This is a genomic window from Treponema sp. R80B11-R83G3 (genome assembly GCF_054786115.1).
In genome coordinates, this window is the sequence record NZ_BDHF01000015.1 from 1 (window position 1) to 12,509 (window position 12,509).

At 41.1% G+C, this 12,509-nt stretch carries 15 protein-coding genes; 2 read left to right on the forward strand and 13 right to left on the reverse strand.

The features are described 5' to 3' along the window. Window positions 1–675: 675 nt before the first annotated feature. From rpmE to ACYVRH_RS03820, 11 genes are all read right to left on the reverse strand, one after another. A complete protein-coding gene (rpmE, locus tag ACYVRH_RS03770; RefSeq protein ID WP_461251228.1) occupies window positions 676–879 on the reverse strand; it encodes a 50S ribosomal protein L31 in 204 nt (67 codons plus the stop codon). Between the two features lie 52 nt (window positions 880–931). Then, complete coding sequence (gene rho, locus ACYVRH_RS03775) at window positions 932–2,518, reverse strand: transcription termination factor Rho (protein WP_461255598.1); 1,587 nt, start codon at window positions 2,516–2,518, stop codon at window positions 932–934. Window positions 2,519–2,639: 121 nt separating this feature from the next. Continuing rightward, complete coding sequence (locus tag ACYVRH_RS03780; protein ID WP_461255599.1) at window positions 2,640–3,188, reverse strand: CinA family protein; 549 nt, start codon at window positions 3,186–3,188, stop codon at window positions 2,640–2,642. Then, window positions 3,175–3,603: a bactofilin family protein gene (locus tag ACYVRH_RS03785; RefSeq protein ID WP_461255600.1), complete on the reverse strand. Its 429-nt coding sequence runs from the start codon at window positions 3,601–3,603 to the stop codon at window positions 3,175–3,177. Before ACYVRH_RS03785 ends, ACYVRH_RS03780 begins: the two co-directional genes overlap by 14 nt. 2 nt (window positions 3,604–3,605) lie before the next feature. After that, window positions 3,606–4,334, reverse strand: a complete 729-nt coding sequence (locus ACYVRH_RS03790; RefSeq protein ID WP_461255601.1) for a response regulator transcription factor — start codon at window positions 4,332–4,334, stop codon at window positions 3,606–3,608. After that, window positions 4,331–5,962, reverse strand: a complete 1,632-nt coding sequence (gene lnt / locus ACYVRH_RS03795) for an apolipoprotein N-acyltransferase (RefSeq protein ID WP_461255602.1) — start codon at window positions 5,960–5,962, stop codon at window positions 4,331–4,333. Before lnt ends, ACYVRH_RS03790 begins: the two co-directional genes overlap by 4 nt. A gap of 3 nt (window positions 5,963–5,965) precedes the next feature. Beyond that, complete coding sequence (locus ACYVRH_RS03800; protein WP_461255603.1) at window positions 5,966–6,289, reverse strand: HU family DNA-binding protein; 324 nt, start codon at window positions 6,287–6,289, stop codon at window positions 5,966–5,968. Between the two features lie 17 nt (window positions 6,290–6,306). Beyond that, window positions 6,307–6,579, reverse strand: coding sequence for a 30S ribosomal protein S20 (rpsT, locus tag ACYVRH_RS03805; RefSeq protein ID WP_461255604.1), 273 nt, complete (start codon window positions 6,577–6,579; stop codon window positions 6,307–6,309). Between the two features lie 84 nt (window positions 6,580–6,663). Further along, window positions 6,664–6,834, reverse strand: a complete 171-nt coding sequence (locus ACYVRH_RS03810; protein WP_461255605.1) for a hypothetical protein — start codon at window positions 6,832–6,834, stop codon at window positions 6,664–6,666. A gap of 73 nt (window positions 6,835–6,907) precedes the next feature. After that, window positions 6,908–7,633 (reverse strand): late competence development ComFB family protein, encoded by a 726-nt coding sequence (locus ACYVRH_RS03815; protein WP_461255606.1) that lies wholly within the window; start codon window positions 7,631–7,633, stop codon window positions 6,908–6,910. A gap of 16 nt (window positions 7,634–7,649) precedes the next feature. Continuing rightward, window positions 7,650–8,963: an HD domain-containing protein gene (locus ACYVRH_RS03820; RefSeq protein ID WP_461255607.1), complete on the reverse strand. Its 1,314-nt coding sequence runs from the start codon at window positions 8,961–8,963 to the stop codon at window positions 7,650–7,652. Window positions 8,964–9,014: 51 nt separating this feature from the next. Between ACYVRH_RS03820 and ACYVRH_RS03825 the strand changes: the two genes are divergently transcribed. Together ACYVRH_RS03825 and ACYVRH_RS03830 are read left to right on the forward strand one after the other, a co-directional pair. Further along, a complete protein-coding gene (locus ACYVRH_RS03825) occupies window positions 9,015–9,644 on the forward strand; it encodes a hypothetical protein (protein ID WP_461255608.1) in 630 nt (209 codons plus the stop codon). Between the two features lie 3 nt (window positions 9,645–9,647). Continuing rightward, the gene (locus tag ACYVRH_RS03830; protein ID WP_461255609.1) at window positions 9,648–10,883 is read left to right on the forward strand and encodes a PilZ domain-containing protein; all 1,236 of its coding nucleotides are present in this window, start codon (window positions 9,648–9,650) and stop codon (window positions 10,881–10,883) included. A gap of 257 nt (window positions 10,884–11,140) precedes the next feature. On the opposite strand, the gene ACYVRH_RS03835 is transcribed toward ACYVRH_RS03830, so the two are convergent. Together ACYVRH_RS03835 and ACYVRH_RS03840 are read right to left on the reverse strand one after the other, a co-directional pair. Then, window positions 11,141–11,719, reverse strand: coding sequence for a hypothetical protein (locus tag ACYVRH_RS03835; protein WP_461255610.1), 579 nt, complete (start codon window positions 11,717–11,719; stop codon window positions 11,141–11,143). A 2-nt stretch (window positions 11,720–11,721) separates the two neighbouring features. Further along, a complete protein-coding gene (locus ACYVRH_RS03840; RefSeq protein WP_461255611.1) occupies window positions 11,722–11,919 on the reverse strand; it encodes a hypothetical protein in 198 nt (65 codons plus the stop codon). Between the last annotated feature and the right edge of the window lie 590 nt (window positions 11,920–12,509).

Sequence of the window (12,509 nt, forward strand, 5' to 3'; positions counted from 1 at the left end):
GGCTTAATAGATGCAATTATATTAATGCATAGTATAAAAAACAATTCAAAAATTTGGACTTTAGATAATAAATTTTTAATAATAATACCGGAAGAATTAAAATATATAGATAGTTAACCGAAACTGTGATAAGATAATTCTCGATGTTTGCGCAAAATTATTTTAGTACTTAAAGATAATCGGAATGAGTTCCGGTATAGGCAAAAGATATTTTGTTTTCTTCAAGCTGATAGATCAAAATCCAGCAACTGTTAAATGTCCAAGTCCTTTCTAGCTTCTTCAATAGATTTGTACCATTTTGTAGGAATATCGCCACGCATTATAGCCTTGCTTTCTTTAATGGCCTGCAAGCATTTTAGCGTTAATAAGGAGGATTTTCGGCGTGAAGGGGACAGTTCTCTCCGTAAATACATTCAGTAGAGGTTTCAGTTTCAGGCACTGCAATCATAGGAATCTCCTCTATTTCAATATACGGCTTTTACGGCAAAATCACAAATTTTATGGTGATTTACAACGAAGTTTTTCCCCTATGGCGGTTTACGACGTTCCGCCGTAGGCGGAATGTAGGGTGGCTGCGCCGCCAGGCGCAAAAGCCACCCGTAAACCGCTGCGATAAGCGACGTTGCGAAGCAATGTCGCTTATCGTGATAGTATCTGCCGTTTTAATGGCAGATACTATTCTTTTATGTTGTACTTCTTCCTGAACCTTTCAATGCGTCCGGCAGTGTCTACAAGTTTTTGCTTGCCGGTAAAGAAAGGGTGGCAGGCTGAGCAAATTTCAACCTTTATGTTCTTTGTGGTGGAACGCGTTTCTATCACGTTTCCGCAGGCGCACGTGATTTTAGTCATCTCGTACTTTGGGTGTATTCCGCTTCTCATATAATCCTCCGAAAATTGTCCAACTCCGCCTTGTTTCAGGCAGTTTAAGGACCTAATCCATGCCCCCTGTTCCAGTATTCATGGATTTTAGGAATGCTTCATTATTCTTACTTTTCTTCATTCTGTCAACTAGCAATTCGATAATTTCGATGTCGTCCATAGGATTGATAACTTTGCGTAAAATCCAGATTTTTTGGATTTCTTCCTCCGTAAGCAGGAGTTCTTCCTTGCGTGTGCCGGATTTCTTGATATTGATTGCCGGGAAAAGGCGGCGGTCGGAAATGCGCCTGTCAAGGTTAATTTCCATATTGCCGGTACCTTTGAACTCTTCAAAAATTACTTCATCCATGCGGCTGCCGGTCTCCACAAGGGCTGTGGAAATGATTGTTAAACTGCCGCCTTCTTCTATATTACGCGCCGCGCCGAAAAAGCGCTTTGGCTTGTGAAGGGCGTTAGAATCAACGCCGCCTGAGAGGATTTTTCCCGACGTGGGGACTGTTTGGTTATAGGCGCGGGCAAGGCGGGTAATTGAGTCCAAAAGGATTACCACGTCTCTTTTGTGCTCAACAAGACGCTTGGCCTTTTCAAGCACCATCTCAGTAACCTGAACATGGCGGCTTGCCTGCTCGTCAAACGTTGAGGAAATAACTTCCGCGCGCACGGTGCGCTCCATGTCGGTAACTTCTTCGGGGCGTTCATCTATTAACAGGACGATAAGGTATACTTCCGGGTGGTTTTTAGTTATTGCGTTAGCTATTTTTTGCATCATTATTGTCTTACCGGTTCTGGGAGGAGCGACGATTAGAGAGCGCTGGCCTTTGCCGATAGGGCAGAACAAATTGATGATTCTTTCGCTTACGCCTTCCGTTGAGGTTTCAAGGTCTAATTTACGGTTGGGGTATAAAGGAGTGAGGTTGTCAAAAGGAATGCGGTTTTGGGCGACGGTGGGGTCATCGTAGTTGACGGTTTCCACCCTGAGCATGGCAAAAAATCTTTCGCCTTCTTTTGGACTGCGAATTTGCCCGTAAACCGTATCGCCTGTTTTAAGCGCAAAGAGCCTAATTTGGCTTGGGCTGATGTAAATATCATCAGGGCCGGGAAGGTAGGAATTTTGCGGACTGCGGAGAAAACCGTAACTGTCCGGCAGAATTTCCAAAGAGCCATAAGCGTAAATAATGCCGCCCCTTTCAGTGTGCGCTTTAAGGAGGGCGAAGACAATTTCTTGTTTTTTAAGAACTACCATGTCATCGTGTGTGATGTTGTAGCAGGAGGCAAGCTCACGCAGGTCTTTCATGTTGAGCCTGATAAGCTCGTTTATTGTAAGGCGCGGTTTGCCGTTGTCCTGATCCTGCCGTGGAATTGGTTTGCCGTACAGGTCGGGCATTGAAGGCAGTTTTGGCAATGCCGGCAAATCCGCCGATACGCCTGTCTGCCCGTTTGTCTGTTCTTCTGATTCGCCGTTTTTGTAATCAGAACCGTTCTGTTCCCCGTATGGCTTTCTGCGGACAACTACGCGTCCCGCTTTACCGCCATTGCCGTTTTCATTGTTTTGTTCCGTTTCTTCTGAATTCACTGTTTCCTCACCATTACCCTCTGATGTTGATTCTTCAGGCTTTCTGCCTCTTCTTACAATTGCCATTTTTACCACCCATGGATTGTATTTTTTTTGACTGGATTCACATTAATTCTAATTAATAAATTGATTCATGATATTGAATGGATACTTAAACTTTAATAATTTCTTTTATTAATGTCAACCCTTAATTTAAGATTTTTTGAATTTCTTCAAGTACCGCACAAGCGGCGCGAAGGCGGACTTCATTTCTGGAACCCTTAAAATGATACGCCTTCGTCTTAATTTCTCCGTCCCGTAAAGCAGTTGCAACCCATACCGTCCCCACAGGGATGCCGCTGCCGTCTCCATCGGGGCCGGCAAGCCCCGTAACTGCGGCTGCAATATCCGCGCCGCTTTTCTTAAATACTCCCCCAACCATTGAACGCGCTGTTTTTTCGCTTACAAGGCCGTCGGCGGAAAGCCCACTTTTTTTTAGCCCAAGCATGGAAATTTTCGCCTCTCTTGTGTAACACACAAAAGAACCCCACAATACAAGCGACGCGCCCGGCACTTCCGCCAATAACGATGAAATTAAGCCGCCGGTACACGATTCCGCCAACGCCAGTTTTTGTGATACGTCTTTTAGTTTTTTTATCAAGCAGACCGCTTTTTTTTCGGCCTGTTTAATTAATTTTTCATCTGTCGGAGTATAAGTCGGATACTCCGTCGGAGTATCCGCGTTATGTTCTGACATTGCCGCGCTGTAAATCCGCTTTTATTTCTTCCGTAGGACGGTGAAAAATTTCCACGTCTTTTTCCACGTTAGTCATTTTGCATTTGCCTTCAAAAAGAACCCCGTCCGCTATACGCAGTCTTGCCGCGCTTACGTCGCCCTGAACTTTAGCGCCGCCCATCATGTCAACCTTGTCCATCGCGTGCACCGTTCCTGAAACATTGCCGTATACCGTAAGGGAATTTACCGTTATGTGATCAGCGTCAACTACCGCCTCTTTATCTACAATTAAATCGCCTGTGGCGTCTATTGTTCCCTTAAAGCTTCCCTGAATGCGCAGTTTTGTCGCAAATTTAAGTATTCCCGTAAAATTTGTGGTCTTGCCCAGAATTACAGTTTCCGCTTTATTTTTCTTTCTTCCTTCACGCTTTGACATTTTTACTGCTGCTCCTGATGTAAGAATTTTCGTATTTGGCTTTCAAGCACGGAAAGCCCGATTTCGTCTTTCTTTAGATTATCCCATTCATTTATTGTTTTTTCTATCCTCGCGTCAAGAGCCGCAATATGCTTGCGCACGGAAAGAATTTTTTCACTTACCGGATTTAAATGCTGGATAAGGGTTTCTTGATTTAAATTTTCGCCGATTGCCGTATTCTTGCAGATCAGGGCGATAGCCCTGTCCAACTCGTCAATGCTTCCGATAAAGATTGAAAGATTTTCTTTTAAATGCCTGTTTAATTCTTCGGCAAGGGCAAGGCGGGTTTCCCGAGCTTTTATCTGTTCGAATAACGCGCGGTTGCGGAAGACCGCGTTAATGCGCGCCAGGACTTCGGAAAAATTGAACGGTTTTGTTATATAATCATCAGCGCCGGCTTCAAAACCGGCAACTTTGTCTTTTACATCGTCAAGGGCTGAAAGCATAATTATAGAAATATTTTCAAAATTTGGATCGCTTTTAAGGATTTTTGTTACTTCGCGTCCGGTTAATCCCGGCATTATATTGTCAATAATGACCAAATCCGGCATGAATTTTTTAACTTTTTCCAAAACTTCAGGACCGTTATCGCATTTTTCCACAACAAAACCGAGTTTGGACAGCATTACTTCAAAGAAGTCAAGATTAATTGTTTCATCATCCGCAATCAGTATCTTCTTCTGAACGTTCATGGCTTTATTGTACACCATAGCGCTTTGAAGATCAACAAGGCGGCAGTCAGAAAAACAAAGAAAATCGCCAAATAATCGCCGTAAAGCGTGTAAATTGCGGTTTTATTTACAAGAGGCACTGTAACATTAAGAAAAGCTTCCGTAAATGGCGTTGCCATTGCCGTTACTCTGCCGTTTGGGTCTATGGCGCAGGTTTGTCCCGTGGATGTTGACCTGACCATGGGACGGTAATTTTCCACCGCTCTGAAGACCGCCATTGAAAGATGCTGATACTGCGCGGGAAGGCTTTTTGACCACGCGTCGTTTGAAAGGTTTACAAGCGCGTCTGCGCCACGGCGTACAAAATTTCTTGACAGGTAGCCAAACGTGTCTTCAAAACAAATTGGAGCGGAAAAAGTAAATCCCTGTATTTTAAAAATGGTCTGCTCTTCGCCCTTTTCCCAAAAATGAGTGTCGGCGCTTTTAAGCCATTTATAAATTGACGGAAACTGTTTCTTATAAGGGAAATGCTCGGTAAACGGAACTAAATGCAGTTTCCTGTAGACGGCGGTGGTTTCCCCTTTTTCAAAAAGCAAGGCCGCGTTGTAGTCCACGCGGAATTTTTCTTTTGGGTCAGGATTTCTTGAGCTGTCCATGCGTCCATCGTCATTTCCAATTAAGAAGGGAACGTCTTTTGAAAAAAGATACTCTAAAAGCTCTTTTACAATCAGCCATGAATCTTGATCGTCACGGTATGTCGTATGCCAGTAAATTCTTGGAATAAACGCGGTTTCAGGCCATACTACAAGGGTAGGTTTTGGAGTAGAAGACAGGGCTTCATCGGAAAGGCGCGTTAATTTTTTAAGGTCATTGCGGTATCCTTGAATTATTTGCCATGAAGACGGAGATTTGGCTGCTTCCCATGGGTCGGTATTGTGCTGGATTAAAGCGATGGGCGCGTTTGGGTAAGAAGAAAAATCTTTGATGTTTATAAAGCCAAAAATTAAAGTAGCGATAAGAGCGGCAAACCAAAAATATGCGGATATTTTTTCTTTAAAGAAGAATGACGCAAACGAAGTTTTTAAATCAAGCTTTTTTAAATTATTAAAAACCTGCGCCAGCCAGAAAGAGGGAAACGTGACAAGGGCGCTAACCCCCCACACGCCCGTGATGCTTGCTATCTGTATTAACGGTATCACGCGCCATTGCGAATAACCCGTTATTCCGTAGGAGTACCCTAAAAATCCTTTTACGCGCAAGTATTCATAAGTAAGCCATACAGCCCATTGAACAATATATCCGCGCTTTGGAAAAAGAATACAGGCCAATTTGAGAAATACAAAAGTAATACTTAAATAAACAAGATAGATACTGTAAACGATTATTCCCGCCAGCGGATGAAATTTTCCAAGCCAGTAATTGAAAAGGGCATAGGCGATTATGCCGTAAATCGCGCCAAAACCCGCGCAAGCCAAAAGATTATTTTTACGAATAATAATAAGAATTGGGATGTACGCAAACCACGCGAGGAATGGCAAGCCGTTTATAAATATTATATTGGGAAAAGAGGCGGCAAAAAGAATTGACGCTGAAAAAATAAGTCCCAACTGGATTAAAACATTTTTAACCCGGTTGTTTCTTGTTTCCATTTGTTACTTTTTAGAGGCTTTTTTATCATCGTTTAAAGCCCATACGGCTTGTTTTAATTCACGGCCTGAACGGAAAGCGACTACGCCATGTGAATGTATAACGATGGTTTCGCCTGTTTTGGGATTTCGCGCCCTTGGACGCGCTTTTCGCACTTTTACTTCAAATGTCCCAAAACCGCGCAATTCAATAACCTGACGGCGAATTAGAGCTTCCTTCATTTCATCAATGAAAAGATCGACAACGCCCCGAATCTCCGTGCGGCTCATTCCCATTTTTTCATAAAGGGCGTCTACAATGTCAACTTTTGTAAATTTTTTCGCTGCCATAGCCTGCCATAAAAATATTATTGCGCTGATTTCATCGTATTATAATAACGCTGCATCCTTGATTTTTTTCTGGCTGCCGCGTTCTTTTGAATTATTCCCTTTCTTGCGGCAGTGTCAATTTTCTTGATCATTTCTTTTAAAGCAGCGTCCGCTCCCGGGTCTTTTTTCTGAGCCAGAACCGTAAATTTTTTTACGCTTGTCTTTACCGCGCTTTTTGCCGATTTATTGCGCAAGCGGCGTTCTTCACTCTTGCGATGCCGCTTTTCCGCTGAATTGCTTTTCTTTGCCAAAGAATTCCTCCAAAAAATTTTTATAAGGAAGTTTTTCGGGAACTGAAGTTTCCGAAAAACTCTACTTAATTTTGCCGTTGTAAATCAGCGGAAATCGGAAGGACGTCTTTCCTTTCGTTTGCACTTTTCACATTCCGCCATGTTTTTTACTTTACCGTCTTCAAATAGAGTTTTCATTTTTATTTCTCCACCGCAGGAACACATAAATTTTTGTGTCGCGCTGGAAGTACGGCTGTTTTTACTGGCCTGTGCCATATTTTTCTCCTAATAATTAGTATGCGGCAAGAATACTATAATCACCTTATGATGTCAAGATGCCTTATGTCAGTTATTGACCGTCATTAATTTCCGCTTCTCCTGGCGGAAAAAGATATAAATCCGGCAGTTTGAAAGTGCGGTTTAAAGCATAGGACTGCGGATTATGAAATTTACTAACCGACGAAATAGTAAAAAAGTGGCTTAAAGGTTCATAGTCTGGAGAATTCACCTTTATTGTAAACTTAAAATCTTTTGTGATATCGGGAACATCCGCGACAAGAGGGGAAGGCCAAAAACTGAATATACTTGGAGTGTTGGAAACTATTCTGTACGGGTTTTGCCAATTAGTGTTCCTCATTTGGACAAGTTCGCCATTGTAAAACAACTCTACATCAATGTCCACAATCGGCTCGAAACTTACGCCGTGGAAGATTCTGCCTGCTATAGTCGGGATGTCAAATAAGGGAGGGGTGATCTTATGCGTAGCATCGCTGGTTCCGTCGTGAGGCGCTGTCGGACGCAGGTTATGATTTACAAGACGCAGACCCTTGTAAATTAGCGCGTTTATATCCGCTTCGCTTTGCTGCTGGTGTATGCCTTCTTGATAAGTTCTTGTAAACCCGCGATTTGACACTATGTAATTCGGAGAAATGCGGTTAAGCGTATAACAGATTGTGTCTATTCTGCATTGATAACACATGCAGAATTGTTCGGGATTACCGCTTCGTTGTATTTCGTCAAAAATTTTCTGTACCGATTCAAATACTACATCTTCGTTTGTATTATGAATGTCCATATTGTTCTCCCCACTCTTATTGCTTAGTATCCGTCGTTTTAATCGCAGACGCTAATTCATAAAGTATACTACATAATTTAGAAAATGTCTTTATTTTTTCCTTATATTTTTGATTAATAAATATTCTGATTGTATAAAGCGTCTGTATAAAGGCATTTACCGTCTGAGGCTTGAACGCGCTGGAACTGTCGCTAAAACTGCGTTTTTCATCAATAATAAAAAGTCCTGTTTCAAAAGAAACGGGTTCGGGTATATCGATTATTATATCTTCCCCCCTAATTTCAAATCCGCGTCGGCGCAGTCCCTCTGCAAGCTTTTCTTCGTATTTTGCCCTGTCTTTAATACTCCTCATAGCCTGAAAATCGACTTTTTCAGATGAAATTTCCGCCGCTGTGGCGTAAAATTTCCCTTCACGCACAGATTTTAAAAGATTTACCCCATTAATTGATGAATCACTGCCATTTTTTCTAATTTTTTGCTCAAGAAGTGTAAAAAGGCTCGAATCGTCAAGGTTATACAGGTCTTCCCCCTTTATTTGACTCGATTCAAGGCCGTTTATCAGTAGTTTTTTAAGCATAGCGGTAACTGCGCGTACATTGCGATGCCAATAAACTGTCCGGTACATCAAATATTTTGAAAAAAGGACGGATTCGACATTAGGAATAAGGCGGGAATCGATGTCTGCACCGTGTTTTTTATTGGGATGAAGTTTTGAAAGAATAAAATCAACATCCTGGGCGCCGTAAGGGACGCCGCAATAACGGGCGTCGCGGTTCATGTAGTCAAGTTTATCAGGATCAAGCGTCCCTGACAGGAGTTTACGGTAAAAATGAAGCTCAGTGCCGGAAACAGCCTTTTCTTTGTCAATTATGGCGGCTGTTAGGGCAGGATCTGCTCCTGTTGCCCCCACGAGGCTTTTCATTGGTTCTTTAAGGATAATTTCGCCTGTAAGCGCCTCATGGGAAGAGAGGGACAGTTCTTTTAAAGAGTGGGTATATGGAAAGTGTCCCAAATCATGGAGTAGACAGGCGGCAAGGAAGGATTTTATCCCTTCCGCCGTAAGCCAGTCTTCTGCGCCCCGTTCCGCCAGATTCTTTAAAAGCCGTTTGCCCAGATGGTATACGCCGATTGAATGGCTTGCCCTTGTGTGCGTGGCGCCGGGATAGACAAGGTATACGGGGCCAAGCTGCATAATCCTGTTCAGGCGCATAAAAGGGGCGGATTCCGTCAATTTAGCCTGTTTTTCCGTCATATAGACGTGCCCCCACAAGACATCCCTTATGGGGTGGGTATAATTATCAATTAATGATTTTTCTTTTTTTTTCTTCATTGTCTGTGATATTATAGATATAAATTATTATTTTTACTAGAATATAAGGTAGTGCGTATTTTAAGGATTGTGCGCCCATTGGCGTTGGGTTTATTTTTATTAATCTCAATCTCCGCCGTGTCTTGGCAGTCGGCGGTTGCTCAAGAGCAGACTGCTCTTGAACAGATGGACGTTGTATCCAGAGGTTCCATCCCTGAAGAATTACTGCGTCCAAAACGGGGTGAATCGCCGCATTATCCAATTGATACTGTAATTGGAGAACTTGGAAGGGGAAAAGCTTCGGAGGTCGCTTTTACTTTTGCCAATAATATCGGTTCCGCTTTATTAGAAGGGGACAAAGCGAATTCCGCTCTTGCTTCCATTGAAAAGGCTGTAAAAGAAAACCTTTTATCCGCGCTGGAAGTTATCGTTCCGGTAAGTTTTAGAATTGGCGGCGGAAGGGAAGAAGCGGACGGCGCGGTTTCATTCTTAGTGCGGTTTATCGGAAAAGATCAGGGGATTACAGGGGAATTGTATATCAGGTATAAAACAAGGCAAAACCAGGGACAGGACGGAGAAGTTAAAACGACAGGTTACTGGGTATTTGAAGAATTGCTTCTTGAAGAAGCGAAAGATCGTGAGGTCGAACAAAAGGAGTCGATATACCGTCATGATTTTTATCCATATGAGAGGTTTTACTAAATTATGGCTACGCCGGTAGGAAGAATAGAAAAAGAATTTCTTTTTAATATTTTATATGAAGAAAAGATTCCTGTAATATATCTAAAAGACAGAATTGAATATAAATTTAAACTTGAACAGCCTGCGGGTGAAGAGTTGGTTTTACGTCCTGAAAAGCCTTTGGGCAAGTTAAAAAACCATATAAAATTGCCGTTTAAATTTGATTACAAGGGGCAGGTGATTGATTTTTCCGCTGAAATATTGGCGCAAAAAGATGAGCTTGTTTTCTGTAAGTCTCCCGCGACATTATATAAAAATTTGGATCGTAATTATTTAAGGGTTGACACTCCGACTGATATAAAAATTCTTTTTACATTCCGGGGAGATCGTTATAATCTGGCGTTTCCAAAGGTTTCGGAATACGAAAGTATTGCGGCGAGTGATCTGGCAAAAAACTTTGATCCCCGCAATCTTTCAGGCTTGATAAGGCAAATAACGGGAATGTTAAGTAATTTTGCGGACGGATACAAGATAGTCAATTTTAAAGATAAAAAACCTGAGTCTATTGAAGAGAGAGTAGTATCGGAGACTGGAAAAACTCTTTTTATTCCCTCAACTGTGGGATTCTTGCCAAAGACGGATCCGTATCCCAAAAAACGCATAATAACCGAGGAATTGTTCCACAGGTATTTGGAAACTACCGGCATCGGCAAAAAATTTCTGGAAGAAAACACCGCGCGTTTTCTAAAGAGTAAATTTGACGACAGCATATTTTCCGACGCATGGGTACCTATTCTGTTTCATGAATATGTTATTGGGTATATTCATATTTGGATTGATAAACAGGGAAAGCTTCCGTTTGATTTCAGCGTGCTGGATAATGTTTACCAATACACGAAAGTGCTTGCCTTTGCGTTAAAAGAGAACGGATATTTTGAACATGGAAAAGTGGAAAATCAGTCGTTTGAAGGCAGGGTTCTTGATATAAGCGCATCCGGTTTATTATTTGCCTATCCCCTTGGCTCCACTCTTCTAGCGACTCTTTTAGTTGACTCGGAATTATCAGTTACTATAGAAACTTCAGACCGCACGATTAACGTTCTCGCAAAAATTGTCCGGCGTTTTAAAGATAAAAATGCGGGCTATTTAGGTTGCCGCTTCATAAACATGGTTCCCGAAGATACGCGCTTCCTTTTTGAACATCTGTACGGCAGACAAATTGATGATACAGATTCTGCTTTCTTGGCCGGGCAGGTTTAATTCCAAAGACCTCACACTCTTTAAACAAACGCCTGACCATTTGCAAGTGGTCAGGTTAGATAAAAAATGCCATTTATTCCCGAAAACTTCCAGACTCTCCTGTCCGGCATAAAAAAATACCGATAGTTACAGAGATGAGTATTCAACAATTATTCGTGTTTTTAGAGGCTTCGCATTAAATAAAAAACCGCGTTTTTTTTGCGATAATTGCGGCAATGAAGTGGGCAGCGAAGTAAAAAACTGCCCCTGATTGTGTTTTATGTTAAAACTTTTTCAATAAGCTCGTGTTTTCTCACTAATTCCGTATATGCCTCAATAAAAAATAGAACATGAGAAAACGCGAATATATCATAGCAATTGTTGAGCTTTGAGTAATAAAGCATTTTATAAACATGTGTTGGATAGCTATCATGTTGACATTCTGGAAAAACAAAACCCCTGTTAAATATTTCTTGTTTATTTTTATCGGATTTATCGTTGGCGTCTTGTAAGATAAAAGACCAAACAATAGCTAAAGCTACATGGAATCCTAATATTTCATTAGCGATAAAAGAAGAGCTTTTTAACATTTGTTTTGCGTGAAGATATTTCAACTCAAATGGTTTGTTTATAATTATAGAGTATAGCATTACTGATGCAATTTTATGCCTGTCAATTCGCCCGTCTGGATTGTGCATATATGTGTGGACTTTATTCTTGTATTCCTCATAGGTTAGCCAAACTCTTTCTTTAAATTGCCCATCATTAAAAATAATATCGTCATCATTTGACAACATCTCATTAATTTTGGGCTTAATGATATTTTCCCATAATCTTTCATAAGTATTAATATCCACTATTACTCCATATCAATATGTGGATAGTTTAAAAATTTCACTGTTTCAATGGGAATATCTGAGTTGTGAGAGGTCATCATTTTATGGAATTCTTCTTTAGTACATTTTTTATCTAATTCTTTTGGAAATTCTACTAAATTTTTCGTTAGAATCGAGTCTTCTAAACTAAATAGCTCTCTCTTTACTTCAGTATTTGTCATTTTTTACCACCAATTAGGAAGGCAATTCTTCCTAGGCTAGCAGGGTATTTCTGAGGGCTGTCGTTCCAGTTACCCTATGCCGTCCGTGGCACTGGAAGCCCCTTATATTAAGTATACAGAATTTTACCATTGGTTGTCCAATGTAAAAAATACCCCTTACGAACCCTAAGTTCGCAAAGAAAGTGCGAAAAAACCCACGGTAAAGAAACCTGTCTATTATTTTAGCATTTCTAACGAATTTTGTCTAGTATTTTTTCAAAAGATCCTCACACAAAGGTACAAAAAACACAAAGAATAAAGGAATAGGGGTTATTTCTGTATTATACTGCGCCCGGTTTTTTTATATCAGGTTGATATTTTTCATATTTACGGGCTAAAAAGAAGATGGTTAGACCAAGTATTACAATCACTATTGAAATTATTAATTGAAAAATCATATTACCTCCCCATTATTATATACCATTTTTGCAAGTCTTTATTGTGTTTTATTCGAAAGATCCTCACACAAAGCTCACAAAGGTACAAAGAACACAAAGAAGGAAGAGGGACTAATGAGCAGTGAGCAATTAGCAGTGAGCAATGTTGTTGTT

Excerpts from the sequence above, each read along its gene's own strand:
- rpmE (WP_461251228.1), bottom strand. The coding sequence starts at position 879 with ATGAGAAGCGGAATACACCCAAAGTACGAGATGACTAAAATCACGTGC.
- rho (WP_461255598.1), bottom strand. The coding sequence starts at position 2,518 with ATGGCAATTGTAAGAAGAGGCAGAAAGCCTGAAGAATCAACATCAGAG.
- ACYVRH_RS03780 (WP_461255599.1), bottom strand. The coding sequence starts at position 3,188 with ATGTCAGAACATAACGCGGATACTCCGACGGAGTATCCGACTTATACT.
- ACYVRH_RS03785 (WP_461255600.1), bottom strand. The coding sequence starts at position 3,603 with ATGTCAAAGCGTGAAGGAAGAAAGAAAAATAAAGCGGAAACTGTAATT.
- ACYVRH_RS03790 (WP_461255601.1), bottom strand. The coding sequence starts at position 4,334 with ATGAACGTTCAGAAGAAGATACTGATTGCGGATGATGAAACAATTAAT.
- lnt (WP_461255602.1), bottom strand. The coding sequence starts at position 5,962 with ATGGAAACAAGAAACAACCGGGTTAAAAATGTTTTAATCCAGTTGGGA.
- ACYVRH_RS03800 (WP_461255603.1), bottom strand. The coding sequence starts at position 6,289 with ATGGCAGCGAAAAAATTTACAAAAGTTGACATTGTAGACGCCCTTTAT.
- ACYVRH_RS03810 (WP_461255605.1), bottom strand. The coding sequence starts at position 6,834 with ATGGCACAGGCCAGTAAAAACAGCCGTACTTCCAGCGCGACACAAAAA.
- ACYVRH_RS03815 (WP_461255606.1), bottom strand. The coding sequence starts at position 7,633 with ATGGACATTCATAATACAAACGAAGATGTAGTATTTGAATCGGTACAG.
- ACYVRH_RS03820 (WP_461255607.1), bottom strand. The coding sequence starts at position 8,963 with ATGAAGAAAAAAAAAGAAAAATCATTAATTGATAATTATACCCACCCC.
- ACYVRH_RS03830 (WP_461255609.1), top strand. The coding sequence starts at position 9,648 with ATGGCTACGCCGGTAGGAAGAATAGAAAAAGAATTTCTTTTTAATATT.
- ACYVRH_RS03840 (WP_461255611.1), bottom strand. The coding sequence starts at position 11,919 with ATGACAAATACTGAAGTAAAGAGAGAGCTATTTAGTTTAGAAGACTCG.